Raw genomic sequence first — 23083 nt, 5'->3', positions numbered from 1 at the left:
AACTGACGCCCATCCCATCACTCCAGAAGGACGCTTCGCCGGCTAGCCGGCTTCGCGCCCCTGAGCTTGAACGTTAAGCGTCACAACACTATGGCCTCTCCATCGTTGCTCGAAATTTCTACTGCAATTGCTGCGGTTGTAAGCGCAGTTGGGGGCGCCTTTGCAGCTGTAGCAGCATTTCGATCGGCCGACTCTGCGCGGGAGGCTGCCCGTTCAGCCGAAGACTCGAACCGTCGGGCTAGGCTTCGGGAAGTGTCCTCTACCGCAGCCTCAATACTGGTCGCGGTCTTAGGAATTAAGTCCAGAGCATCAGAACTAATTATTGAGTACAAGTCCGCAGAGGTTTTCTCTGGCTCTGGGGGACACTCAAGTCTACAAAATCTCAAGCAAAATATCCTTGAGCTTCAGACTAAAGCAGAATCGTTTCTTGCTGATTCCCGTCTTTATGCAAATGGTGCGACGCAACTTGCGAAGTCTCCAGAGGAAGACATTGATCGCATTTGGGTTCGTTTGAGCGACAATCTGCAAGTGCTTCAAACAATTCGGGATGAACTCGATCGCAAGTACACGGCTATGGCAGCACAAAACTTACAGCATCGAGAAATTGCTTTGCAGTCGAGAGGCCCAAAGTGACGCTTAACTTCGTCGTTGAGCGCCTGCTGTCTGGAAAATTGAAAGTCGGTATTGGGTCTTCTGCCGCCTGAATCGGCCACACATCATTGACACCCTCGTCATTCGCTTCACAATGGCGCAAGATGCCATTACGCAACATCCTCTCCGAGAATGTTAGCATCGTCAATCAACCAGACGACAGGACAAAATGGGCAAGATCGAAGACACATTCGCCATGCTTGCAACCGACAACGCGCCGGGGCAAGAGGGGCGCCAAAAGGCGGCCGATCTTGGGTCTTTGCTGCGCGAGGGCCCGCTTGAAGGCAGGCCGGTTGATTTTTCGCATGGCGATGTCAATGCGTTCGAACCCACCCCCGGTGCCTTTGAGGCCTTTGTCGCGGGTGTCGAATTCGGTGCCGACCAAGCCTATACTGAATACCGTGGCAAGAAAAACATCCGCGACCATCTTGCCGCCAAACTTGCCGATTTCACCGGTGCACCGGTCTCGGCGGACGATGGGCTGATCATCACCCCAGGCACCCAGGGCGCGCTTTTCCTGGCCATCGCATCCACTGTTTCAGCAGGCGACAAGGTCGCGATTGTGCAACCCGACTATTTCGCCAACCGCAAGCTGGTGCAATTTTTCGGCGCCGAGATCGCGCCCGTCAAGCTGAACTACCTTGCCGCAACCGACCATGCGGGCCTCGACTTGGGCCAGTTGGAAGAGGTTTTCAAAGCCGGGGCCAAGGTGTTTGTTTTTTCGAACCCGAACAACCCGGCGGGCGTGATTTACTCTGGCAGTGAAATCAACGCGATTGCGCGTCTGGCACAGGCTTACGGTGCCACCGTGATCGTTGACCAGCTCTATTCCCGGCTGCTGTATCCGGGCAGCCACTACACGCATTTGCGGGCTAACCCCCACGCCCCCGACAACCTGATCACCATCATCGGCCCCTCCAAGACGGAATCGCTCAGCGGTTACCGCGTGGGCGTGGCCTTTGGCTCGGCGGCGCTGATTGACCGGATGGAAAAGCTTCAGGCCATCGTCTCCTTGCGGGCCGGGGGCTACAGCCAATCGGTGCTTCGGACCTGGTTTGCGGAACCCGCCGGCTGGCTGCAGGAGCGGATTGCCCTGCATCAGGTGATCCGCGACGCCTTGCTGGCCAGACTGCGCGCGGTGGATGGGCTGGCCGCACGCACCCCGCAAGCGGGCAGCTATCTGTTCCCGCGCCTGCCTGAACTCGCCGTGCCGACCCAGACCTTTGTCACGATTCTGCGCCATCAGGCCGGTGTGACGGTCACCCCCGGGGCGGAATTCGGCCCCCATTCCATCGACAGCGTCCGCTTTAACTTTTCACAGGACCATGCGGCGGCGATTCAGGCGGTCGAGCGCACCTGCGCCCTGATCGAGCGGTACCGGAGATGACGCGCCCCCCCGTGCCGCAAGGGAACTATGTCGCCGCCAAGCGGCATGGCGACCTGGTTTATACCTCGGGCATGACGCCCCGGGACAACGGGGTATTGATGTTCAAGGGCGCAGTCAGCCCAGGCGCTCCGCTGGAAAATTATCAGGCCGCGGTCGAGCTCGCCACGAAAAATGCCTTGACCGCCGCACGCCTGCTGCTGGCGCCGCACGAGCGAGTCGCCGGGGTTCTCAGCTTGACGGTCTATATCGCGGCTGAACCGGAATTCACCGCGCATGCACGTTTGGCCGACTTTGCTTCGGCCTATCTGCAAGGTGAAATCGGTGACGACGGCATCGGCTGCCGGGCCGCTGTCGGGGTTGCCAGCCTGCCGGGCAACGCGCCCGTCGAAATCCAGCTTGTCGCCATCATTGCCAGGCAGTTGTAGGCCCTCAGTTGCCGATTTCAGCCGCTCGATCCAGGTTTTTCGGCAGCATGACCAGGATCCTTCAGAACAGCTGCAAACCAACACCTGAAGCAAATGGCGAGAATAAAAGTCAAGCATCGTCTGTGGATATTTTATTAACATCGCGCGTTATCAACGTCTGGCGTTAACATTCAGGCATGGCGATCAAAAGTTTTCAATGCAAAGACACGCAGGCACTTTTTTTGGGGCAACGTGTCCGGCGCTGGGTCCATGTCGAGCGATCAGCTTTGCGCAAATTGGAGCAACTTGACTGGTCTTCGGTGTTGGAAGATTTGCGTATTCCCCCTGGTAATCACTTGGAAGCTTTGAGGGGAAATCGCGCCGGGCAGCACAGCATTCGCGTCAATGATCAATGGCGTGTGTGCTTTGTTTGGACTGCAGATGGCCCGAAGAATGTTGAGATTGTGGACTACCACTGAAGGAGTTTGAATATGCGAACTGTCCCCCCTGTTTCCCCCGGTGAAATGCTGGATGAAGAGTTTTTGAAACCGCTGGGCCTGACCAAGTACCGCCTGGCCAAAGACATTGGTGTGCCGCCACAGCGCATTGGTGACATCGTGGCGGGCAAACGCGCGATTACCGCAGACACTGACCTGCGCTTGTGCCGGTACTTTGGGCTCAGTGACGGCTGGTGGCTTCGCGGTCAGGCCAACTACGATACAGCGGTCGCGCGCGAAGCCATGGGTGAGGCCCTTTCGCATATTTCTCGTTGCCACTTGCTGGCTGCCTGAGTCGCTCCGTCAATTTACGTCAGAGAGTTCTTTATGTCCCTTCCGCAACGCGTCAAACTGGTCGAAGTCGGCCCCCGTGACGGCCTGCAAAACGAGAAAAACCTGGTGCCGGCCGCGGTCAAGATCGAGCTGGTGCACCGGCTGCAAGCCGCTGGCCTGACAGAGATCGAAGTCACCAGTTTTGTCAGCCCCAAATGGGTGCCGCAGATGGCCGACAACTTGGATGTGATGGCGGGCATCCACCGACTGCCCGGTGTGCGTTATTCGGTGCTGACGCCCAACCTCAAGGGTTTTGAGGCCGCATTGGCTTCAAAACCCGACGAGATCGTGGTGTTTGGCGCCGCCAGCGAGGCCTTCAGCCAGAAGAACATCAACTGCAGCATCGCCGAGAGCATCGATCGCTTTGAGCCGGTGGTGGCGGCTGCGCGCGATGCGGGCATTTATGTGCGCGGCGCCATGAGCTGCAGCGTGGGTTGCCCGTACGAGGGCGAGGTGGCGCCTGAGCGGGTGGGCTACCTGGCCGGTCTCATGAAGGGCATTGGCGTGCAGCATGTGGGGGTGGCTGACACCATTGGCGTGGGCACGCCGCTCAAGGTGCAGCGCGCGGTGGAAGCCACGCTCAAGCATTTCGACCTCAACGATATCTCCGGCCACTTTCACGACACCTACGGCCAGGCGCTGGCCAATACCCTGATCTGCCTGCAAATGGGCGTCTGGCAGTTCGACACCTCGGTGGCCGGTTTGGGCGGCTGCCCCTATGCCAAAGGCGCGACCGGCAACGTGGCGACCGAAGACGTGGTCTATATGCTGCACGGCATGGGCATCGAGACCGGCATCGACCTGGACTTGTTGATCGATGCCGGCCAGTTCATCAGCGACTTCCTGAATCGTCCGACCAACGCACGCGCGGGCAAGGCGCTGTTTACCAAACGGCAAGCCTGATGTGTGGTGCTGAACTCAAACCCTTGCCCGAAGGCATGCAGCGCGTGGCGCGCGCCCTGCAGGACAAGGGCCACCCGCACCCGCCCGTGCTGCTTGACGATGCGGCGCGCACCGCGCAACAGGCCGCCGATGCGCTGGGTGTGGCGCTGGGGCAAATTGCCAAAAGCATCATCTTCAAGCGCAAGCCCGATGCCGCCGCCGTGCTGGTCATTACCTCGGGCGACCGTCGTGTCGACGAAGCCAAGGTGCAGTCGCTGGTCTGTGTGGACGGACAAAAGCTCGGGCGGGCCGATGCGGAGTTTGTCAAGGCAAGCACGGGTTTCACCATTGGCGGTGTCTCGCCGGTCGGGCATGCGGTGGCGCCCGTCACCCTGATCGACCGCGACCTGCTGCGGTTTGACGAAATCTGGGCGGCGGCTGGGCATCCGCATGGCGTCTTCAAGTTGCAGCCCGCTGACCTGATGCACCTGACCGGTGCGCCCGTGGTGGATGTGGCGGCAGGAGAAACCGCTTGAGTCCCGACCCCAAAGCCATGAAATTCCTGGCCGCCAGCGCCAGGCACCTCCGCGCCAGCGCGCAAAGTTTTGCACAGACGGTGCCGTCGCCCTGTGTCTCGGTGTGCCAGATGAGTGATGCCACCGGCTTGTGTCAGGGTTGCTTCCGGACTCTGGAAGAAATTAGCCAGTGGGGCAATGCCGATGACGCGTTCAAGCGTGTCGTCTGGACCCGAATCGAGGCGCGCCTGACCGAGTTCGAATCATGAAGCACATCACCTTTTACCTGGATTTCATCTCGCCCTACGCTTACCTGGCGTTCCAGAAATTGCCCGAGGCGCTGATGGGCCACAGCACCAGCGTGACGTACAAGCCGGTGCTGTTTGGCGCCCTGCTGAAACACCACGGGCAACTGGGCCCGGCCGAGATTCCCGGCAAGCGCGAGTGGACCTACCGCCAGGTGCTGTGGCTGGCGCACCAGCATGGGCTTGAATTGCAGTTGCCCGCCACCCACCCGTTCAATCCGCTGGCCTTGTTGCGGCTGGCGTTGGCCTGTGGTGCGCCAGAGCAGCCCAATCGCTATGTCTGCGAGACGGTGTTTCGCCATGTCTGGCAGGGCGGCCTGGAGGCGGCTGACCCGGCTCGCCTGCAGGCGCTCACCCAGCAATTGAAGCCGGCACACTTGCCGGACAGCGACGAGGTCAAGGCACGGCTCAAGGCCAATACGGCCGAGGCCATCGCGCAGGGCGTGTTTGGTGTGCCCACTTTCGAGGTGGATGGCAAATTGTTCTGGGGGCTCGATGCGCTGCCCATGTTGCGCGCTTATCTGGCGGATGATGCGTGGTTTGAGGGTGCGTGGGACGCGGCGGCGGCTATAGCGCCAGGGGTGCGCCGCGCTTAAGCCCCTTTGAGCGGGTTTGGCAGACGGACATCCCTAGAATGTTTGCCTCACAAACCGGAAAGCCTTCATGCCACAGGGAACCATCCGCATTCGCGGTGCGCGCCAGCACAACCTCAAAAATCTCGATCTGGACATCCGCACCGGTGAGCTGACCGTGGTCACCGGTCCCAGCGGTTCGGGCAAATCCAGCCTGGTGTTCGACACCCTGTTTGCCGAAGGCCAGCGCCGTTACGTGGAGACCTTCAGCGCCTACGCGCGTCAGTTTCTGGACCGCATGGACAAGCCCGCCGTGGACAAGGTCGAGGGTGTGCCGCCCGCAATTGCCATTGACCAGACCAATCCGGTGCGCTCCAGCCGCTCCACCGTGGGCACGATGACCGAGCTCAATGACCATTTGAAACTGCTGTTTGCCCGCGCCGGTTCCTTGTTTGACCGGGCCACGGGGCAACCGGTGCGCCACGACACCCCTGAGACCATTTATACCGAACTGCAGCAGCGCGTGGGCAGCAGCGACGCACGCCTGGCCATCACCTTCCCGGTGGAACTGCCCGCCAGCGCGACGCCAGCTGAAATCGAACAATGGTTGTCGGTGAGTGGTTTCACCAAGGTGCAGGCCGAGCGCGAGGTGACGGTCGAGACCCACACGGCGGTGGTTAAAAAGAAAGCCGGTAAAACTGCTGCCGAGCCGATCTCAAAACGCAAGGTGCTCGACGTGGTGGCGGACCGCTTCCGGCTCGGAACGGCCGAGCGCGCCCGCGTGCTGGAAGCGATTGAAGTGGCGCTCAAACACGGCAGCGGTCGCATGACGGTGTACCTGCTGGATGCGCCGGCGACGGCAGAGACTGCGGAACCCGTCGTCTGGAAGTTTTCGACCGGCCTGCATTGCCCGGAAAGCAACCTGCGCTACACCGATCCGATTGCGTCGATGTTTTCCTTCAACTCGGCCGTGGGCGCCTGTGACACCTGCCGCGGCTTTGGCCGGGTCATCGGCGTCGATTACGGCTTGGTGATTCCCAACGACAAGCTCACCTTGCGCGCTGGCGCCATCAAGCCGATCCAAACGCCGGCCTGGCAAGAGGCGCAGGACGATTTGATGCGCCATGCCGAATCAGAGGGCATTCCGCGCGACACGCCGTGGAACAAGCTGTCACCGGAACACCAGCACTGGGTGATTCACGGCTCGCCACACTGGAATGGCAAGTGGAACCAGCACTGGTTTGGTGTCAAGCGCTTTTTTGAATACCTGGAAACCAAGTCGTACAAGATGCACATTCGTGTGCTGCTGTCCAAGTACCGCAGCTACACGCTGTGCCCGGATTGTGGCGGCGCCAGGCTGAAAACCGAGAGCCTGCTGTGGCGCATTGGCTCCAAAGCCGATGCGGATGCCGTGCTGGAACCCGCCAAGCGCTTCATGCCGCAGGGTGTGTCTTGGCGTCGCGATCAGTTGGAAGCCTTGCCGGGCCTGTGCCTGCATGACTTGATGCAGTTGCCGATGGACCGCTTGCGCCTGTTTTTCGAGACCATGCAGTTGGCACAGCTTGTTCCGGGGGTCTCCGAGGCCGATCAAAAAACCCTCAAGCTGCTGTTCGAGGAAATCAGCACCCGCCTGAAATACCTGTGCGAGGTGGGCATTGGCTACCTCACGCTGGACCGGCAAAGCCGCACCCTCAGTGGCGGCGAGGTGCAGCGCATCAACCTCACCACCGCTTTAGGCACCTCGCTGGTCAATACCTTGTTTGTGCTCGACGAGCCCAGCATCGGCCTGCACCCGCGCGACATGCACCGCATCATCAAAGCCATGCAGCGCCTGCGCGACGCTGGCAACACGCTGGTGGTGGTGGAGCATGACCCGGCCGTGATGCTGGCCGCTGACCGCATGATCGACATGGGTCCCGGTCCTGGCGAGCGTGGGGGTCAGATTGTGTTTGACGGCAGCACCGCCGACTTGCGCAACGCCGACACCCTGACCGGCGCCTACCTGGGCGGGCGCAAGACCGTGGGCATGGGCTTCAAGCGCCTGGTGGCCGCCAGCACACCGCGCTTGGTGCTCGAAGGCGCCAGCGACCACAACCTGAAAAGCGTCACGGTCGAGATTCCGCTGCAGCGCCTGGTGTGTGTCACCGGTGTCAGCGGTTCCGGCAAGTCCACTTTGATCCAGGACACGCTGGCCCCGGCGCTGCTGCGACACTTCGGCAAGGCCACCGAGACGCCGGGTGCTTTCGTGCGCCTGCTGGGGGCAGAGCAGCTCAGCGACGTGGTGTTTGTGGACCAGTCGCCGATCGGCAAGACCGCGCGCTCGAACCCGGTGAGTTATGTCGGTGCCTGGGATGCCCTTCGCGAGATCTTTGCCAACGCGCCGCTGTCCCGGCAGCGCGGTTACACCGCCACCAAATTCAGCTTCAACAACGGCGACGGCCGCTGCCCGACCTGCGGTGGCTCCGGCTTCGAGCATGTGGAAATGCAGTTTTTGAGCGACGTCTACCTGCGCTGCCCGGATTGCGACGGCAAACGCTACCGCCCTGAAATTCTGGAGATCACGATTGAACGCGAGGCGCAGCACCTCAACGTCGCCGACGTGTTGAACCTGACCGTCAGTGAGGCCGCTGCGTTGTTCGCGGCCGACCATGATGTGCTGCGGGCGCTGCAACCCATCATGGACGTCGGGCTGGACTACGTCAAACTCGGCCAGCCGGTGCCCACGCTCAGCGGTGGCGAGGCGCAGCGCCTCAAGCTCGCCGGTTTTCTGGCCGAAGCCGCCAAAAGCGCCAGTGCCAGCCGCCAGCCCACGGCCAAGCGCGGCGTGTTGTTCATGTTCGATGAGCCCACCACCGGGCTGCACTTTGACGACATTGCCAAACTGATGCGGGCACTGCGCAAGCTGCAGGATGCGGGTCATTCGCTGCTGGTGATCGAGCACAACCTGGACGTGATCCGCGCTTCGGACTGGTTGATCGATCTGGGTCCCGAAGGCGGCGACGCCGGGGGCGAGGTGGTGGCGTTTGGCACGCCCGAAGAGGTGATGCTGCACGCCAGTTCGCACACCGCGCTGGCGCTGCGCGACTACGCCGCGCAAACGGGCGTGGTGCACGAGGTGCGGGATTTTTCCGGGGCTGGCAGACTTCGTGGGGGCGACTTCAGTCGGCCTGGTCGACTGAAGTCGCCCCTACAAGGGCAAGACAACAGCATCCAGATCATCAATGCGCGCGAACACAACCTCAAGTCCTTGAGTGTCAACATCCCGCGCGGCAAGTTCACCGTGGTCACCGGGGTTTCAGGCTCGGGCAAGTCGACGCTCGCGTTCGACATCCTGTTCAACGAAGGCCAGCGCCGTTACCTGGAGTCGCTCAACGCCTACGCGCGCTCGATCGTGCAACCAGCCGGTCGACCCGAGGTCGATGCGGTGTACGGCATCCCGCCCACGGTGGCGATCGAGCAGCGCCTGAGTCGTGGCGGGCGCAAGTCGACCGTAGGCACCACGACCGAGGTCTGGCACTTTTTGCGGCTCTTGTTTGTCAAGCTCGGCACCCAGCACTGCATCCATGACGGCACGCCAGTGGCGCCGCAAACGCCCGAGAAGATTGCGGCACAGTTGATGAAGAATTTCCGCGGTCAGCACATCGGCCTGTTGGCGCCGCTGGTGATGAACCGCAAGGGCGTTTACACCGAGCTGGCCGATTGGGCGCGCCCACGCGGTTTCACCCATTTGCGGGTCGATGGCAACTTTTTGCCCACCACCAACTTTCCGCGCCTGGACCGCTTCAAGGAGCACACCATCGAATTGCCGGTGTACAGCCTCGATGTGTTGCCGGAGCAGGAAGCGGAGTTGCGCGAGGCGCTCGCCCGGGCCTTGCAGCACGGCAAGGGCGTAGTGCATGTGCTGAGCGATCTGGCGGGTTTGAGCGAGGCCATGCAGGCCGACACGCCGACAGCGGGCATCGGCAAGCTCAGTGCGTTTTCCACCTTGCGCGCCTGCCCGGTGTGCAGCACCAGTTACGCCGAACTCGACCCACGGTTGTTCAGTTACAACAGCAAACACGGCTGGTGCCCGGACTGCGTGGGTACCGGCGTCAAGCTCACGCGCGAGCAGCGCAAGGTGTTCGACGACTCGGTGCGCGATGACGACAACAAGGGCCGCGAGCAGACCTTTGCCGAGCCCGAGGTGGAAGACCTGGTCGATACCGTGTGCCCCAAGTGCCAGGGTACCCGGCTCAACGCGACAGCCCGCGCGGTGCGTTTTGGGGGAGGTGCGGGTCAGTCGCAGGCGACTGTTGATGGCATTGCCATCACCGAACTCGCACGCCTGAGCGTGAGTGACCTGCGCGGCTGGGTCGAAACCATGCAGGTCCTGGGCCGCCTGAGCGGGCGCGAGAGTGATATTGCCCGCGACCTGATCCCCGAGATCAAGGGGCGGCTGGAGTTTCTGGAGCAAGTCGGCCTGGGTTACCTGACGCTGGACCGGGGCGCGCCCACCTTGAGCGGCGGCGAGGCCCAGCGCATCCGCCTCGCAGCGCAACTGGGCAGCAATTTGCAGGGCGTGTGTTACGTGCTCGACGAGCCCACCATCGGCCTGCACGCGCGTGACAACCAGATTTTGTTGGGCGCTTTGCAGACCCTGAGCGACCAAGGCAACACGCTGGTGGTGGTGGAGCACGACGTCGACACCATTCGCCACGCCGACCACATCATCGACATCGGCCCCAGCGCCGGCAAGCGTGGCGGACGGCTGGTGGCCGAAGGCACGGTGGCGGACATTCAGGGCTCAGCGGACTCACAGACCGGCCGCTATTTGCTGCATGCCATGAAACACCCGCTGAAACCACGCCGGGTGGTGACGGACCTTGAACAACAACACTGGATCACCGTGATGGGTGCCTCAATGCACAACCTGCAAAACGTCACGGCCACCGTTCCCTTGAGCCGCCTGGTCGCCATCACCGGCGTCAGCGGCTCGGGCAAGTCCACCCTGGCGCGCGACGTGTTGCTGGCCAACGTGCAGGTCGCCGTGCAAAAGCGCAGCACCAAGGCCGGGCGCGATGCGCTGGCCGCGGGTGAGACGGTTGCCTGGGTTGGTTGCAAAGAGGTGACCGGCTTCGAGGTGGTGGACCGCGTGCTGGAGGTCGATCAAACCCCGATCGGCAAGACGCCGCGTTCATGCCCGGCCACTTACATCGGTTTTTGGGACACCATCCGCAAGCTCTTTGCCGACACGCTGGAAGCGAAGGCGCGGGGTTATGCCGCGAATCGCTTCAGCTTCAACACCGGCGAGGGCCGTTGCCCAAGCTGTGAAGGGCAGGGTATCCGCACCATCGCCATGAGTTTCCTGCCCGACGTGAAGGTACTGTGCGAAACCTGCAAGGGCGCGCGCTTCAACCCCGAGACCCAGGCAGTGACCTGGCGTGGCAAGAACATCGGCGATGTGCTGCAGATGGAAGTGGACGAAGCCGTGGACTTTTTTGCCGCCATGCCGGTCATTTCGCATCCGCTGCAACTGCTGAAAGACGTGGGCCTGGGTTACCTGACGCTGGGCCAGCCGTCACCCACTTTGAGTGGCGGCGAGGCGCAGCGCATCAAGCTGGTGACCGAACTCAGCAAGGTGCGCGACGACATTACCCGGCGCGGCCAGAAAGCACCGCACACGCTCTATGTGCTGGATGAACCCACGGTGGGGCTGCACATGGCCGATGTGGAAAAGCTCATCAAGGTGCTGCACCGCCTGGTCGATGGCGGTCACAGCGTGGTGGTGATCGAGCACGACCTGGATGTGATCGCCGAGGCGGACTGGGTGCTGGACCTGGGGCCGGAGGGTGGCAACGCGGGTGGCCGTGTGGTGGCTGCGGGTTCGCCTGAGGCCGTGGTGGCGTTGGGAACACATACCGGGGTGGCCTTGCAACCCGTGTTGGAACGAAAGTAAACGGTATGACCCGGTTGAGAAATTTTTCTGTTCCTTGTCTGTCGCGGCGGCAGATGCTGACGCTGTTGGCGTCCGGTGCCTTGCCCATGGGAGTTGTCGCCGCAGACGAGCCGGCCGCGCTGCTGCGCCGGGGTGGCTGTGTATTGATGTTGCGTCATGCCCAGACCGAGCCGGGTATTGGCGACCCACCAGAATTCAAGCTGGGGGTGTGTGGCACCCAGCGCAACCTGAGCGCGGCAGGAAAACAAAGCGCGGTGCGCATGGGGCAATGGTTCAAGGCGCGGGGCTTGCAGCCGCAGGCGGTCCTGACCAGCGCTTGGTGCCGTTGTGTGGACACGGCCAATCTGGCCTTTGGCAAGAGTCAGCTGTGGGCACCCCTGAATTCGGTGTTTGGCGACCGCCTGCCCTTGCCGGATCAAACCGCCGCGTTACGTCAGGCGCTGGCACAACTGCCGGCGGGGCAGTTTCAGGTGTGGGTATCGCACCAAACCAATGTGACGGCGCTGGTGGGCCAGTTTTTGACGATGGGCGAGGGCGTGGTTCTTGGCCGTGACGCCAAGGTGCTGGCGCGCGTCACCTTTGATCAAGCCGCGGGTGACGGGCGATCAGCTGCCTGATTCCACCTCAAACGCATTGTTCTGGTCCTGCGCCAGTACCAGTGCCACCTGTTTCAAGCTGTCCTTCAGCGCACTCTTCAGGGTGTGCGGCGGGTTGATGACGAACATGCCGCTGGCGGGCAGGCCAGGACGGATGACATCGCCCGCGTCATTGGTGAGCAGTTTGCTGGATTTGACTGTGAGCGTGGCGTTAAGCCAGGGTTTGCCAGCCTTGGTGGCCAGGGTCCTGAGCTTGCGCGGCAACTGGTGGGCTTCCGGACGCGGGATGAGCGGGTACCAGATGGCGTAAGTGCCGGTCGGGAACCGGACCAGTGCATCGGCCACCATGTCGACCACACGGTTGTAGTCGGTCTTCATTTCATAACTCGGGTCGCACAGCACCAGGGCGCGCCGCGACGGTGGCGGCAGGAATTTCTTGATGCCTTCAAAGCCGTCTTCGCGCAACACAGCCACCTGACGTCCGACATCAAGCTGGGCGATGTTGGAGGACAGGGTTTTGGTGTCGGTGGGGTGAATTTCAAACAGCTTGAGCTTGTCGCGCTCACGCAGCAGGCGCTGAATGATGAAGGGCGAGCCGGGGTAGACCTTGTGGCTGCCCGTCGTGTTGAAGCTGGCCACCATGTCGAGGTAGTCCTGCAGCGCGGCTGTCGGGGTGATGCAGGCAAGCTTCTCGATCAGGCGCAAATAGCCCTCGCCGGCTTCGCCGCTGGTGCTGGCGTAGTCGCCATCGAGGCGGTACAGTCCGGCGCCGGCATGGGTGTCAAAGACGGTAAAAGCCGTTTCCTTGAGCGCCATGTGGCGCAGGATGGCCAGCAGCGTGGTGTGCTTGAGGACATCGGCATGGTTGCCGGCGTGAAAGGCGTGGCGATAACTGAACATGCATGGATGTTAACCGCAGTGCCCATATCTTTGTATAATGCCGGGCTTCGCAGCGCTTTTGTGGCTCCGCGGCGAAGCTTGAAAACCTACCTAAGAGATTCCCATCAGAGGAACGCCGACCGTAGAAAAGAGCCCAGCAAACCCTCACTAAAGAAGAGAAATCTCATGTCAACTTTCAGCGCAAAACCCGCTGAGGTCGTGCACGAGTGGTTTGTGATTGACGCGACCGACAAGGTCCTCGGACGAGTAGCCAGCGAAGTTGCTCTCCGTTTACGCGGCAAACACAAGGCCATTTACACGCCTCACGTCGATACCGGCGACTTCATCATTGTCACCAACGCGGCCCAGCTGCGCGTGACCGGTGCCAAGTCCCTGGACAAAATGTATTACAGCCACTCCGGTTATCCGGGCGGCATCAGTTCCACCAACTTCCGTGACATGCAAGCCAAATTCCCTGGCCGCGCTTTGGAAAAAGCCGTCAAGGGCATGCTGCCTAAAGGCCCGCTGGGCTACGCCATGATCAAGAAGCTCAAGGTGTACGGTGGTGCAGAGCACCCGCACACTGCCCAGCAACCCAAAGTGTTGGAAATCTAAGGAGCCTTGAAATGATTGGTGAATGGAACAATGGTACCGGCCGTCGCAAATCCAGCGTCGCCCGTGTTTTCCTGAAAAAAGGCTCCGGCCAGATCGTTGTCAACGGCAAGGACATTCAAAAGTTCTTCGGCCGTGAAACCTCGATCATGATCTGCAAGCAGCCTCTGATGCTGACCAACCACGCTGAAACCTTTGACATCATGGTCAATGTGGCAGGCGGCGGCGAGTCCGGCCAGGCAGGTGCAGTGCGCCACGGTATCACCCGTGCCCTGATCGACTACGACGCCACGCTCAAGTCCGAGCTGAGCAAAGCCGGTTTCGTGACCCGCGATGCCCGTGAAGTCGAACGTAAGAAGGTCGGTTTGCACGGTGCCCGCCGTCGCAAGCAGTTCAGCAAGCGTTAATCTACGCTGTCTGTCAAGAAGCCGCCGGGATGCAAGTTCCGGCGGCTTCTTGCGTTTTGAGCCTGGGTCACTCCGAAGTGCCCGCCAGAAAAAACCACACTGAAACTAGCGGCAAATCATCAGCAGGTCAAAACTTGATCAAATTACTGTACCATTTCATCAGTTCCAATTACAGGAGAAACCCATGAGCGCCGTTGCCGAAGACATTCAAACCGAAATGCCAGCCCCGATTTTGTTCACCGACAGCGCGGCCGCCAAAGTGGCTGACCTGATTGCCGAAGAGGGTAATCCTGATCTCAAATTGCGCGTGTTCGTGCAGGGTGGTGGTTGTTCGGGTTTTCAGTACGGTTTCACCTTTGATGAAATCACCAACGACGATGACACCACCATGACCAAGAACGGTGTTTCCCTGTTGATTGATGCCATGAGTTACCAGTATCTGGTGGGCGCAGAGATTGACTACAAGGAAGACTTGCAGGGCGCACAGTTTGTCATCAAGAACCCCAATGCCACGACCACCTGTGGCTGTGGTTCCAGCTTTTCCTGACCAAGCCGCGTAGGCCGGCTCAGGCCGGATAAATCGCACCCAGTACACGGGCACCTCGGGTGCCCGTGATGCTTTGCAGGTCCAAGGTTTCGCGACGCATGGTTTTGCGGGCCAGCCAGGCAAAGGCGGTGGCCTCCACTTGCTGTGCCGGCAGGCCGCAGGCGTCAGAGGGCAAAATCGTGACGCTTGGCAGCAACGCGCGCAGGCGGGCCATCAGGTGGGCGTTGAAGGCGCCGCCGCCGCAAACGAGTAGTTGTTGGCTGCCGGCTCCATACGTCTCCACCGCTGTGGCGCAGGTTCTCGCGGTCAGTTCGGTGAGTGTGGCCTGGACATCGGCGGGTGCAGCATCGGCAAAGTCGCGAAGTTGCACGGCAAGCCAGTCGGGACTGAACAAATCACGCCCCGTGCTCTTGGGCGGTGACAATGCGAAAAAAGGCGCTGTCAGCAGGGTCCTGAGCAAGTCAGGCAGCACCTGACCGCTGGCCGCCCAGACGCCATCGGCGTCGAAGGCCTGCCCCAGGTGGCGCTGGCACCAGGCATCCATCATGGCGTTGCCGGGCCCGCAATCAAAGCCGAGCACATCATCCGTCGACGCCGGGCCCAGTAACGTCAGATTCGCCATGCCGCCGATATTGAGCACGGCCCTGGTTTGGCCGGCTTTGCCAAATACTGCCTGGTGAAAGGCGGGTACCAGGGGTGCACCCTGGCCACCCGCTGCAACGTCGCGGCTCCTGAAGTCCGCCACCACATCGATGCCGGTCAATTCAGCCAGCAAGGACGGATTGGCGAGTTGCAGTGTGTAACCCGTGGCGTCGTGCTGTTGGGGCTGATGCCGAACGGTTTGCCCGTGGGCGCCAATCGCCTGAACCTGCCCAGGCGCAGTGGCAGAACTGGACAGCAGTTGTTGGACCACGCCGGCATAGACGCGCATCAGCGCGTTGGCCGCCAAGGCGGCGCGATGCAATTCATTGGCTCCTGGCTGGTTGAGTGCCAGCAACTCAGCTTTCAGAGCAGGTTCCATGGCGGCGCTGGCATGGGCGCGCACCGTGAGCGGTGAGGTGCTGAAGTCGGCCAAGACGCCATCGACACCGTCCATTGAGGTGCCTGACATCAGGCCAATGAATAACTCCGTCACGCGCGACGCGGCCAAGGAGCTTACTGCGCGCTGGTCACTTCCATGCTGGCGGCGGCTGCCAGCGCGACGCGGGCTTGTTGTGCCATTTGGTCAAAAACGGGCTTGCGTGCTGCTGTGACTGGCACGGTTTCGCTCTTCTGGGCCACTTTCATGGGGTCCTGCTGGACGCCATTGTGGCGCACTTCAAAGTGCAGGTGGGGGCCGGTTGCCCAGCCCGTCGAGCCGACCAGACCAATGGTTTGACCCTGGCTGACCTTGTCACCTCGGCTGACCAGGAGCTTGCTCAAGTGGGCATACACCGTTTCGGTTTCGCCGCGATGTTTGATGAAAACGACGTTGCCATACCCGTTTTGAACGCCTGCGAAGGTCACCACACCATCACCCACCGTGCGTGCCGGTGTGCCGGTGCTGGCTGCAAAGTCGGTGCCAAGATGGGCGCGCATTTGTTTCAGGACCGGGTGAAAGCGCATGGCAAATCCGCTGCTGACGCGCGAAAAGGCGACGGGTGAGCTCAGGAAAGCGCGACGCAGGCTTTGGCCATCGAGCGTGTAATAACCGCCTTTGCTGATGGGGTTCCCGGCCTGCAGGCTGTCGCCTGATTGTCCGGCAGCAGGTTCGTCAAACCACATGGCCTGATGGGACTTGCCGGCATTGACAAATTCGGCGCTCAAGACGCGACCCGTGCGCAGCGGCTCGCCGTCGCCTTCAAGGGTTTCATAGACCACTGAAAAACGGTCGCCCTTGCGCAGTTCGCGGCGAAAGTCGATGTCGCCGGAAAAAATTTCGGCCAATTGCACAGCAACGGCATCGGGAATCTTGGCTTCATCGGTGGCGACGAACAATGAACTCTGAATGGTGCCGCTGGCCAGTTGACTGCTGGCGCGCAAGGCAGCAGTCTCCAGTCGCGTGGTGAAGCCATTGCCAGTGCGCTCAATGACCAGACGTTGAAAGTGGCCCTCGTTGTCGGCGGTCCAACGGGCTGTGAGTTTGTTCAGGCGCTGGTCGCTGAGCGCTTCCGCGGTCACCTGGCGGCCACTGCGGCCCAGCAAAATCTGCCGGGCGTTGCCGTCACTGCGCAGATAAGCCGCTGCCTGCGCGTCGTCAATGCCCAGGCGCTTGAGCAGCGTGTCTGCGGTGTCATTGGAACGCGTGCTATCTGTGCGGTAGAGCACATACGCAGATTCAGCCTCGCGGCTATAGTCGGAATAAGCCAAGGGCTGCACGGTTTCGAGTATTTCGCGAACCGGCAGGTCAGCAGCGTCGGGGCCGAGCGACGCCACAGCAAATGCGCCACCGCCACCGCTCAGCAACAAGGCTGCCACCGTGGCCGTCACGCGTTTTGGGTGCTGCTTGATCCAACGGGCGGCCGTGCTTGAAAATACCTGGCCGATCGCAATAATTTGCTTGATCAAAGTGAATCCTGGGATGAGGCTTGTGTAAAAGACACAACAGGTGAGAAAAAAAGAGCAGTCACGCCCACGTAAAATCAGCTGCAAAAACAATCTCAGAGTATAAACCCCGCCCGATGCGTTGCATCCGGAAAAACCCTTATGACAAACGCCAAAACGCCTCCATTTTCTGTATCTGATCGTGTCAAGGAGGCCTTGGCAGTGACGCTACGCGGCTGTGAAGAGTTGATCCCGCAGGATGATTGGCTGAAAAAGCTGGCCCGCGCGGAGGCCACGGGCAAACCGTTGCGCATCAAGCTTGGGCTGGACCCCACGGCGCCCGACATTCATATTGGCCACACCGTGGTCCTCAACAAGCTGCGTCAATTGCAGGATCTGGGTCATACCGTCATCTTTTTGATTGGCGATTTCACCACGTTGATCGGTGACCCGTCAGGGCGCAACACCACGCGTCCGCCCTTGACCCGTGAGCAAATTGAGGTCAACGCGCAAACCTATTATCGCCAGGCTTCGATGGTGCTGGACCCTGCGAGAACCGAGATTCGCTATAACAGCGAGTGGGGTGACGCTTTGGGATCGCGCGGCATGATCGAACTGGCAGCGCGCTACACCGTGGCACGCATGATGGAACGCAACGACTTTCACGACCGTTTCCATGCCGGCACCCCCATCAGCGTGCACGAGTTCTTGTACCCGCTGATGCAGGGTTACGACAGCGTGGCCTTGAAAAGTGACCTGGAACTGGGCGGCACCGATCAAAAATTCAACCTGTTGATGGGGCGCCACTTGCAAGCCGAATACGGCCAGGAGCCGCAGTGTATTCTGACCATGCCATTGCTCGAAGGCCTTGACGGCATTGAAAAAATGTCCAAGAGCAAGGGCAACTACATCGGCATTTCCGAGGATGCCAACACCATGTTTGCCAAGGTGCTCAGCATCTCTGACGTGCTGATGTGGCGCTGGTACACCTTGCTGAGCTTCAAGTCGGAAGCCGAAATTGCGGCTCTGAAGGCCGAGGTGCTGGCGGGACGTAACCCGAAGGATGCCAAGGTGGCGCTGGCCAAGGAAATCACCACGCGCTTTCACTCGCGCGCTGCGGCCGATGCCGCCGAGCAGGACTTCATCAACCGCAGCCGGGGTGGTGTCCCGGATGAGATTGCCGAGTTGACGCTGCCCCTGGCGCAGGATGGGCTGCCCGTTGGCATTGCCGCACTGCTGAAAATGGCCGGGCTGGCGACATCCAGCGGTGAGGGCAACCGCCTGATTGACGGCGGTGGTGTGCGCCTGGACTCCGGCGTGGTGAGTGACAAGGGGCTCAAGCTGGGCGCAGGCACCTATGTGCTGCAAGTCGGTAAACGCAAGTTTGCCCGCGTCACGCTGTCCTGACCATTATTTGCTCCTGGATTGCCTTGCCATGCCCAGCGGCCGACGGAGCGTCCTCTCATGATGGCTTTGTTGCAGCGGGTGCGCCACGCCCGGGTTGAAGTGGCTGGCTCGGTGGTCGGTGAAATTGGTCCGGGCCTGCTGGTCTTGCTGTGCGCCGAGCGGGGTGACACGGAGCTGCAAGGCGACAAGTTGCTGGCCAAGATCCTGAAGCTGCGCATCTTCAATGATGCTGCGGGCAAGATGAACCATAGTCTGCAAGACATGGATGGCTTGGGGCATTCGGGGGGGCTGCTGCTGGTGAGTCAATTCACGCTGGCGGCTGACACCTCAGGCGGCAACCGGCCAGGTTTTGCAGCAGCGGCAGACCCCGGCGAAGGCCTGCACTTGTACAAGCACGTGGTGGCCCAGGCCCACGCCCTGCACAGCCAGGTGCAGACGGGTGTGTTTGGCGCAGACATGCAGGTTTGTCTGCTGAACGACGGGCCGGTGACGATACCGCTTCGGGTGCCGCCGGGCGGCAGCGCTTCGCGATAATCGCCGCATGTCCCTGGTTTTTGAACGTCCTTCCTTGTCGCGCCGCTTGTCACCCTGGTTTTCAGGGTTTGACGGGCCGCTGGCCTTTGCCGTCTTCATTCTGGTGTGCGGGGGGCTGCTGACCATGTACTCATCGGGTTACGACCACGGCACGCGCTTTGAAGACCATGCGCGCAATATGCTGATCGCCGGCTTCATCATGTTCGTGGTGGCGCAAATTCCGCCGCAGCGCCTCATGGCCCTGGCGGTGCCTCTGTACGTTCTGGGCGTGGCGTTGTTGATTGCCGTGGCGATCTTCGGCGTGACCAAAAAGGGTGCCAGGCGCTGGTTGAATGTGGGCGTGACCATTCAGCCCAGTGAGATTCTCAAGATTGCCATGCCGCTGATGTTGGCGTGGTGGTTTCAGAAGCGTGAGGGGCAATTGCGGCCACTGGATTTCATCGTGGCGGCCATGTTGTTGATACTGCCTGTCGGCTTGATCATGAAACAGCCGGACCTGGGCACCTCGCTGCTGGTGCTGGCTGCCGGGCTGTCCGTCATATTTTTTGCCGGCTTGAGCTGGAAGTTGGTGGCCCCGCCGCTGGTTCTGGCTTTGCTGGGCATGAGCTTGCTGGTGGTGTTCGAGCCCGAACTGTGCGCCGACGGCGTCAACTGGCCGCTGCTGCACGACTACCAGCAACAGCGGGTGTGCACGCTGTTGGACCCGGGGCGTGATCCGCTGGGCAAGGGCTTTCACATCATTCAGGGCATGATCGCGATTGGCTCCGGTGGCTTATGGGGCAAGGGCTTCATGCAGGGGACGCAAACCCATCTGGAGTTCATTCCGGAGCGCACCACCGATTTCATTTTTGCCGCTTTTTCTGAAGAGTTCGGTCTGTTTGGCAATATCCTGCTGATCGCTGCTTTTGTCTTTTTGGTGCTGCGCGCGCTGGTGATTGCGCTGGGGGCGCCCACCGTGTTTACCCGTTTGTTGGGTGGCGCGATGGCAATGATTTTCTTCTGTTACGCCTTCGTGAACATGGGTATGGTCAGTGGTATTTTGCCAGTGGTGGGGGTGCCGCTGCCGTTCATCAGCTATGGCGGCACCGCCATGGTCACCCTGGGGCTTGGCTTGGGCATCTTGATGTCGATTGCCAAATCCAAGCGGCTGGTCCAGTCGTAAGTCCGGTTTACCGCATGGCTCAAGGGGTTGCGCCGGGCTGTCAACACGGCTGTTTGACCCCAAGCCCTAAAATCGCGCGATGATTTCACGCGAACCCACCCTTGAACGCCTGGCCATTGCCAAGTCCTTGCTGCTCACCCCTTTCGGGTTGGATGAATCCCACTTGGCGCGCGCGCTGGCGGAAATCAAGGCGCACAAGGTCGATGAAGCCGACCTGTATTTCCAGTACACCCGATCCGAAGGCTGGAGCCTGGAAGAAGGCATTGTCAAGACCGGCTCTTTCTCGATTGACCAGGGGGTCGGTGTGCGCGCCGTCAGTGGTGAGAAAACGGCTTTTGCCTACTCGGATGATATTTCCGAAGTGTCGCTGCTGGATGCCGCGCGCACGGTGCGTTCCATCTCCAGCGTTGCCCAGGTCGGACGGGCACGTGTGCCCAGCAAAAAAATAGCGTCTTCCCGCTCCCTGTACAACGGGCTGGATCCCATTGCCAGCCTCGACAGTACCGCCAAGGTCCAGTTGCTCGAAAAAGTAGAGCAGTTGGCCCGCGCGAAAGATCCGCGCGTGGCGCAGGTCATGGCGGGGCTGGCGGCAGAGTACGACGTGGTGCTGGTGGCGCGTGCTGACGGCACGCTGGCGGCCGACGTGCGCCCGCTGGTGCGCCTGAGTGTGACCGTGATTGCCGAGCAACAAGGCCGTCGCGAGATGGGTTCAGCTGGCGGCGGTGGCCGTTTTGGTTTTGCCTATTTTGATGACGCGCTGATCGGCCAGTATGTCGACGAGGCGGTCTCGGCTGCGCTGACCAATCTGGAGGCGCGGCCTGCGCCTGCGGGGGAAATGACGGTGGTACTGGGTTCAGGTTGGCCTGGCATTTTGCTGCACGAAGCCATCGGTCATGGCCTGGAAGGTGACTTCAACCGCAAGGGGTCCAGTGCCTTCAGTGGCCGGATTGGCCAACGGGTGGCCGCCAAAGGGGTGACCGTGCTGGACGATGGCACGCTGAGTGACCGGCGCGGTTCGCTCAACGTTGATGACGAAGGCAATGCCAGTGGCCGCAATGTGCTGATTGAAGACGGCATTCTCAAAGGCTACATTCAGGATGCCATGAACGCCCGCCTGATGGGCGTCAAGCCAACAGGCAATGGACGGCGTGAAAGCTACGCGCATGTGCCGATTCCGCGCATGACCAACACCTACATGCTGGGCGGCGACAAGGCCCCCGAGGAAATTGTGGCCAGCATCAAGAAAGGCCTTTATGCCACCAATTTCGGGGGTGGCCAGGTGGACATCACCTCAGGCAAGTTCGTGTTCTCGGCAAGCCAGGCCTACTGGGTCGAAAACGGCAAGATTTTGTACCCGGTCAAGGGCGCGACGCTGGTGGGCAGCGGGCCTGATGTGCTGAAGCGTGTCAGCTTGATCGGCAATGACATGAAGCTCGACAGCGGTGTCGGCACCTGCGGTAAAGAAGGGCAAAGTGTGCCTGTTGGTGTGGGGCAGCCCACGCTGCGGATTGACGGCCTGACGGTCGGCGGCACGGCTTGAAGTCAAGTTAGACATGATGGCCGACCCTGTCAGTTTGGGTTGACGCGACTGTGCTACATTTCAATGCCATGAAGTCAGTGTATTTTTTCTTTGCTTATTTTTGGTTCTCAAGCGCCACCGGCGGTAGAGAGTTCTGAACGTAGCTGATCCAAACGTACTGAATCTTGAAAAACCGCCGGCACACCCGGCGGTTTTTTTATGTGTTTTTGATCTCAACTTTATGAGGAAACCGCCCATGAATGCCAAAGCCACTGCTGATAAAGATGCCTGGGGTACCAACTCGCCAAGTCCCGCCACTGACCGCACCGGTCAGACAGATAACGAACGCATCAAGGACATCACCGTGTTACCGCCGCCCGAGCATTTGATCCGCTTTTTTCCGATTCAGGGGACACCCGTGGAGAAGATGATCAGCAGCACCCGGCGCCATATTCATCACATCATGGCGGGCAAGGACGACCGGCTGCTGGTGATCATTGGCCCATGCTCGATTCATGACCCGGCGGCGGCCATCGAGTACGCCCGCCGCTTGAAAGAGCAGCGCGACAAATACGCTGACACGCTGGAAATTGTGATGCGCGTGTATTTCGAGAAGCCACGCACCACGGTGGGCTGGAAAGGCCTCATCAACGACCCCTACCTGGACGAATCCTTCCGCATCGATGAAGGCCTGCGCATTGCACGCCAGTTGTTGATTGAGATCAACCGCCTGGGCCTGCCCGCGGGCAGTGAGTTTCTGGATGTGATCTCTCCGCAGTACCTGGGCGACCTGATTGCATGGGGCGCAATTGGTGCCCGCACCACCGAAAGCCAGGTGCACCGCGAACTGGCGTCCGGTCTGTCGGCGCCGATCGGCTTCAAGAATGGCACCGACGGCAACATCCGGATCGCCACCGATGCGATTCAGGCGGCTGCTGGTGGCCATCATTTCTTATCGGTGCACAAAAACGGCCAGGTGGCGATTGTGCAAACCAACGGCAACAAAGACTGTCACGTCATTTTGCGCGGCGGCAAAGCGCCCAACTATGACGCCGCCAGCGTGGCTGCGGCCTGTGCCGAACTGGAAAAAGCCAAATTGCCGGCCACTCTGATGGTGGACTGCAGCCACGCCAACAGCAGCAAGCAGCATGAGAAACAGCTCGATGTGGCACGCGACATTGCCACCCAAATCGCCAGTGGTTCGCACAGCGTGTTTGGCGTCATGGTCGAAAGCCACCTGAACGCCGGGGCGCAAAAGTTCACCCCGGGCAAAGACAAATCCGACAAGCTCGAATTTGGCAAGAGCATCACCGATGCCTGCCTGGGCTGGGACGATTCGCTTGAATGCCTGGACGTGCTGTCAAAAGCCGTCTTGGCACGGCGCGCGCGATAGGCCCGCTCCGGAATCCAGGAGGT

22 protein-coding genes are annotated in these 23083 nt (G+C 60.8%); 19 read left to right on the top strand and 3 right to left on the bottom strand.

Going from position 1 to position 23083, the window contains the following annotated elements; genetic code table 11:
• Positions 1-252: 252 nt before the first annotated feature.
• The 11 genes from Q7U49_RS02335 to Q7U49_RS02285 all read left to right on the top strand — a co-directional run bounded on the left by Q7U49_RS02335 (position 253) and on the right by Q7U49_RS02285 (position 12098).
• On the top strand, positions 253-633 hold the full coding sequence (locus Q7U49_RS02335) for a hypothetical protein (RefSeq protein ID WP_304762138.1): 381 nt from the start codon (positions 253-255) through the stop codon (positions 631-633).
• A 187-nt stretch (positions 634-820) separates the two neighbouring features.
• Complete coding sequence (locus Q7U49_RS02330) at positions 821-2038, top strand: pyridoxal phosphate-dependent aminotransferase (RefSeq protein WP_304762137.1); 1218 nt, start codon at positions 821-823, stop codon at positions 2036-2038.
• Positions 2035-2463: a RidA family protein gene (locus tag Q7U49_RS02325; RefSeq protein ID WP_304762136.1), complete on the top strand. Its 429-nt coding sequence runs from the start codon at positions 2035-2037 to the stop codon at positions 2461-2463. The genes Q7U49_RS02330 and Q7U49_RS02325 overlap by 4 nt, the downstream gene beginning before the upstream one ends.
• A 176-nt stretch (positions 2464-2639) precedes the next feature.
• Complete coding sequence (locus Q7U49_RS02320; protein ID WP_304762135.1) at positions 2640-2921, top strand: type II toxin-antitoxin system RelE/ParE family toxin; 282 nt, start codon at positions 2640-2642, stop codon at positions 2919-2921.
• 12 nt (positions 2922-2933) lie between these two features.
• Positions 2934-3233: a HigA family addiction module antitoxin gene (locus Q7U49_RS02315; RefSeq protein ID WP_304762134.1), complete on the top strand. Its 300-nt coding sequence runs from the start codon at positions 2934-2936 to the stop codon at positions 3231-3233.
• Positions 3234-3266: 33 nt separating this feature from the next.
• The gene (locus Q7U49_RS02310; RefSeq protein WP_304762133.1) at positions 3267-4175 is read left to right on the top strand and encodes a hydroxymethylglutaryl-CoA lyase; all 909 of its coding nucleotides are present in this window, start codon (positions 3267-3269) and stop codon (positions 4173-4175) included.
• Positions 4175-4690, top strand: coding sequence for a YbaK/EbsC family protein (locus tag Q7U49_RS02305; RefSeq protein WP_304762132.1), 516 nt, complete (start codon positions 4175-4177; stop codon positions 4688-4690). The genes Q7U49_RS02310 and Q7U49_RS02305 overlap by 1 nt, the downstream gene beginning before the upstream one ends.
• Positions 4687-4938 (top strand): DUF1289 domain-containing protein, encoded by a 252-nt coding sequence (locus tag Q7U49_RS17395; protein WP_370653948.1) that lies wholly within the window; start codon positions 4687-4689, stop codon positions 4936-4938. Before Q7U49_RS02305 ends, Q7U49_RS17395 begins: the two co-directional genes overlap by 4 nt.
• Positions 4935-5570, top strand: a complete 636-nt coding sequence (locus tag Q7U49_RS02295) for a 2-hydroxychromene-2-carboxylate isomerase (protein WP_304762131.1) — start codon at positions 4935-4937, stop codon at positions 5568-5570. The genes Q7U49_RS17395 and Q7U49_RS02295 overlap by 4 nt, the downstream gene beginning before the upstream one ends.
• A 67-nt stretch (positions 5571-5637) precedes the next feature.
• Complete coding sequence (uvrA, locus tag Q7U49_RS02290) at positions 5638-11481, top strand: excinuclease ABC subunit UvrA (RefSeq protein ID WP_304762130.1); 5844 nt, start codon at positions 5638-5640, stop codon at positions 11479-11481.
• A 53-nt stretch (positions 11482-11534) separates the two neighbouring features.
• Positions 11535-12098, top strand: a complete 564-nt coding sequence (locus Q7U49_RS02285; RefSeq protein ID WP_304762129.1) for a histidine phosphatase family protein — start codon at positions 11535-11537, stop codon at positions 12096-12098.
• On the opposite strand, the gene Q7U49_RS02280 is transcribed toward Q7U49_RS02285, so the two are convergent.
• Complete coding sequence (locus tag Q7U49_RS02280; RefSeq protein ID WP_304762128.1) at positions 12087-12977, bottom strand: 23S rRNA (adenine(2030)-N(6))-methyltransferase RlmJ; 891 nt, start codon at positions 12975-12977, stop codon at positions 12087-12089. The two genes, Q7U49_RS02285 and Q7U49_RS02280, sit on opposite strands and share 12 nt — an antisense overlap.
• Positions 12978-13142: 165 nt before the next feature.
• Between Q7U49_RS02280 and rplM the strand changes: the two genes are divergently transcribed.
• The 3 genes from rplM (at position 13143) to erpA (ending at position 14522) form a co-directional block, all read left to right on the top strand.
• Positions 13143-13571 (top strand): 50S ribosomal protein L13, encoded by a 429-nt coding sequence (gene rplM / locus Q7U49_RS02275; protein ID WP_227334015.1) that lies wholly within the window; start codon positions 13143-13145, stop codon positions 13569-13571.
• Between the two features lie 11 nt (positions 13572-13582).
• Positions 13583-13975, top strand: coding sequence for a 30S ribosomal protein S9 (rpsI, locus tag Q7U49_RS02270; RefSeq protein WP_078366577.1), 393 nt, complete (start codon positions 13583-13585; stop codon positions 13973-13975).
• A 184-nt stretch (positions 13976-14159) separates the two neighbouring features.
• Complete coding sequence (gene erpA, locus Q7U49_RS02265) at positions 14160-14522, top strand: iron-sulfur cluster insertion protein ErpA (protein WP_296162992.1); 363 nt, start codon at positions 14160-14162, stop codon at positions 14520-14522.
• A 19-nt stretch (positions 14523-14541) separates the two neighbouring features.
• On the opposite strand, the gene Q7U49_RS02260 is transcribed toward erpA, so the two are convergent.
• On the bottom strand, positions 14542-15657 hold the full coding sequence (locus tag Q7U49_RS02260) for an anhydro-N-acetylmuramic acid kinase (protein WP_304762127.1): 1116 nt from the start codon (positions 15655-15657) through the stop codon (positions 14542-14544).
• Between the two features lie 20 nt (positions 15658-15677).
• On the bottom strand, positions 15678-17069 hold the full coding sequence (locus tag Q7U49_RS02255; RefSeq protein ID WP_304762126.1) for a M23 family metallopeptidase: 1392 nt from the start codon (positions 17067-17069) through the stop codon (positions 15678-15680).
• Between the two features lie 138 nt (positions 17070-17207).
• Between Q7U49_RS02255 and tyrS the strand changes: the two genes are divergently transcribed.
• The 5 genes from tyrS to Q7U49_RS02230 all read left to right on the top strand — a co-directional run bounded on the left by tyrS (position 17208) and on the right by Q7U49_RS02230 (position 23060).
• A complete protein-coding gene (gene tyrS / locus Q7U49_RS02250; protein ID WP_304762125.1) occupies positions 17208-18452 on the top strand; it encodes a tyrosine--tRNA ligase in 1245 nt (414 codons plus the stop codon).
• Positions 18453-18509: 57 nt separating this feature from the next.
• Positions 18510-18986 (top strand): D-aminoacyl-tRNA deacylase, encoded by a 477-nt coding sequence (dtd, locus tag Q7U49_RS02245; RefSeq protein ID WP_304762124.1) that lies wholly within the window; start codon positions 18510-18512, stop codon positions 18984-18986.
• A 7-nt stretch (positions 18987-18993) separates the two neighbouring features.
• Complete coding sequence (gene rodA, locus Q7U49_RS02240; RefSeq protein WP_304762123.1) at positions 18994-20148, top strand: rod shape-determining protein RodA; 1155 nt, start codon at positions 18994-18996, stop codon at positions 20146-20148.
• A 79-nt stretch (positions 20149-20227) separates the two neighbouring features.
• Entirely contained in the window at positions 20228-21688 is a 1461-nt protein-coding gene (gene tldD, locus Q7U49_RS02235; RefSeq protein ID WP_304762122.1) for a metalloprotease TldD, read from the top strand.
• A 235-nt stretch (positions 21689-21923) separates the two neighbouring features.
• Positions 21924-23060, top strand: coding sequence for a 3-deoxy-7-phosphoheptulonate synthase (locus Q7U49_RS02230; protein WP_304762121.1), 1137 nt, complete (start codon positions 21924-21926; stop codon positions 23058-23060).
• Positions 23061-23083: the final 23 nt, after the last annotated feature.

Origin of the sequence: Rhodoferax sp. (genome assembly GCF_030653815.1) — a bacterium.
Taxonomy (GTDB): Bacteria; Pseudomonadota; Gammaproteobacteria; order Burkholderiales; family Burkholderiaceae_C; genus Rhodoferax.
The sequence above is the reverse complement of the archived record's forward strand: the minus strand, read 5'-3'. Positions and strand labels throughout refer to the sequence as shown.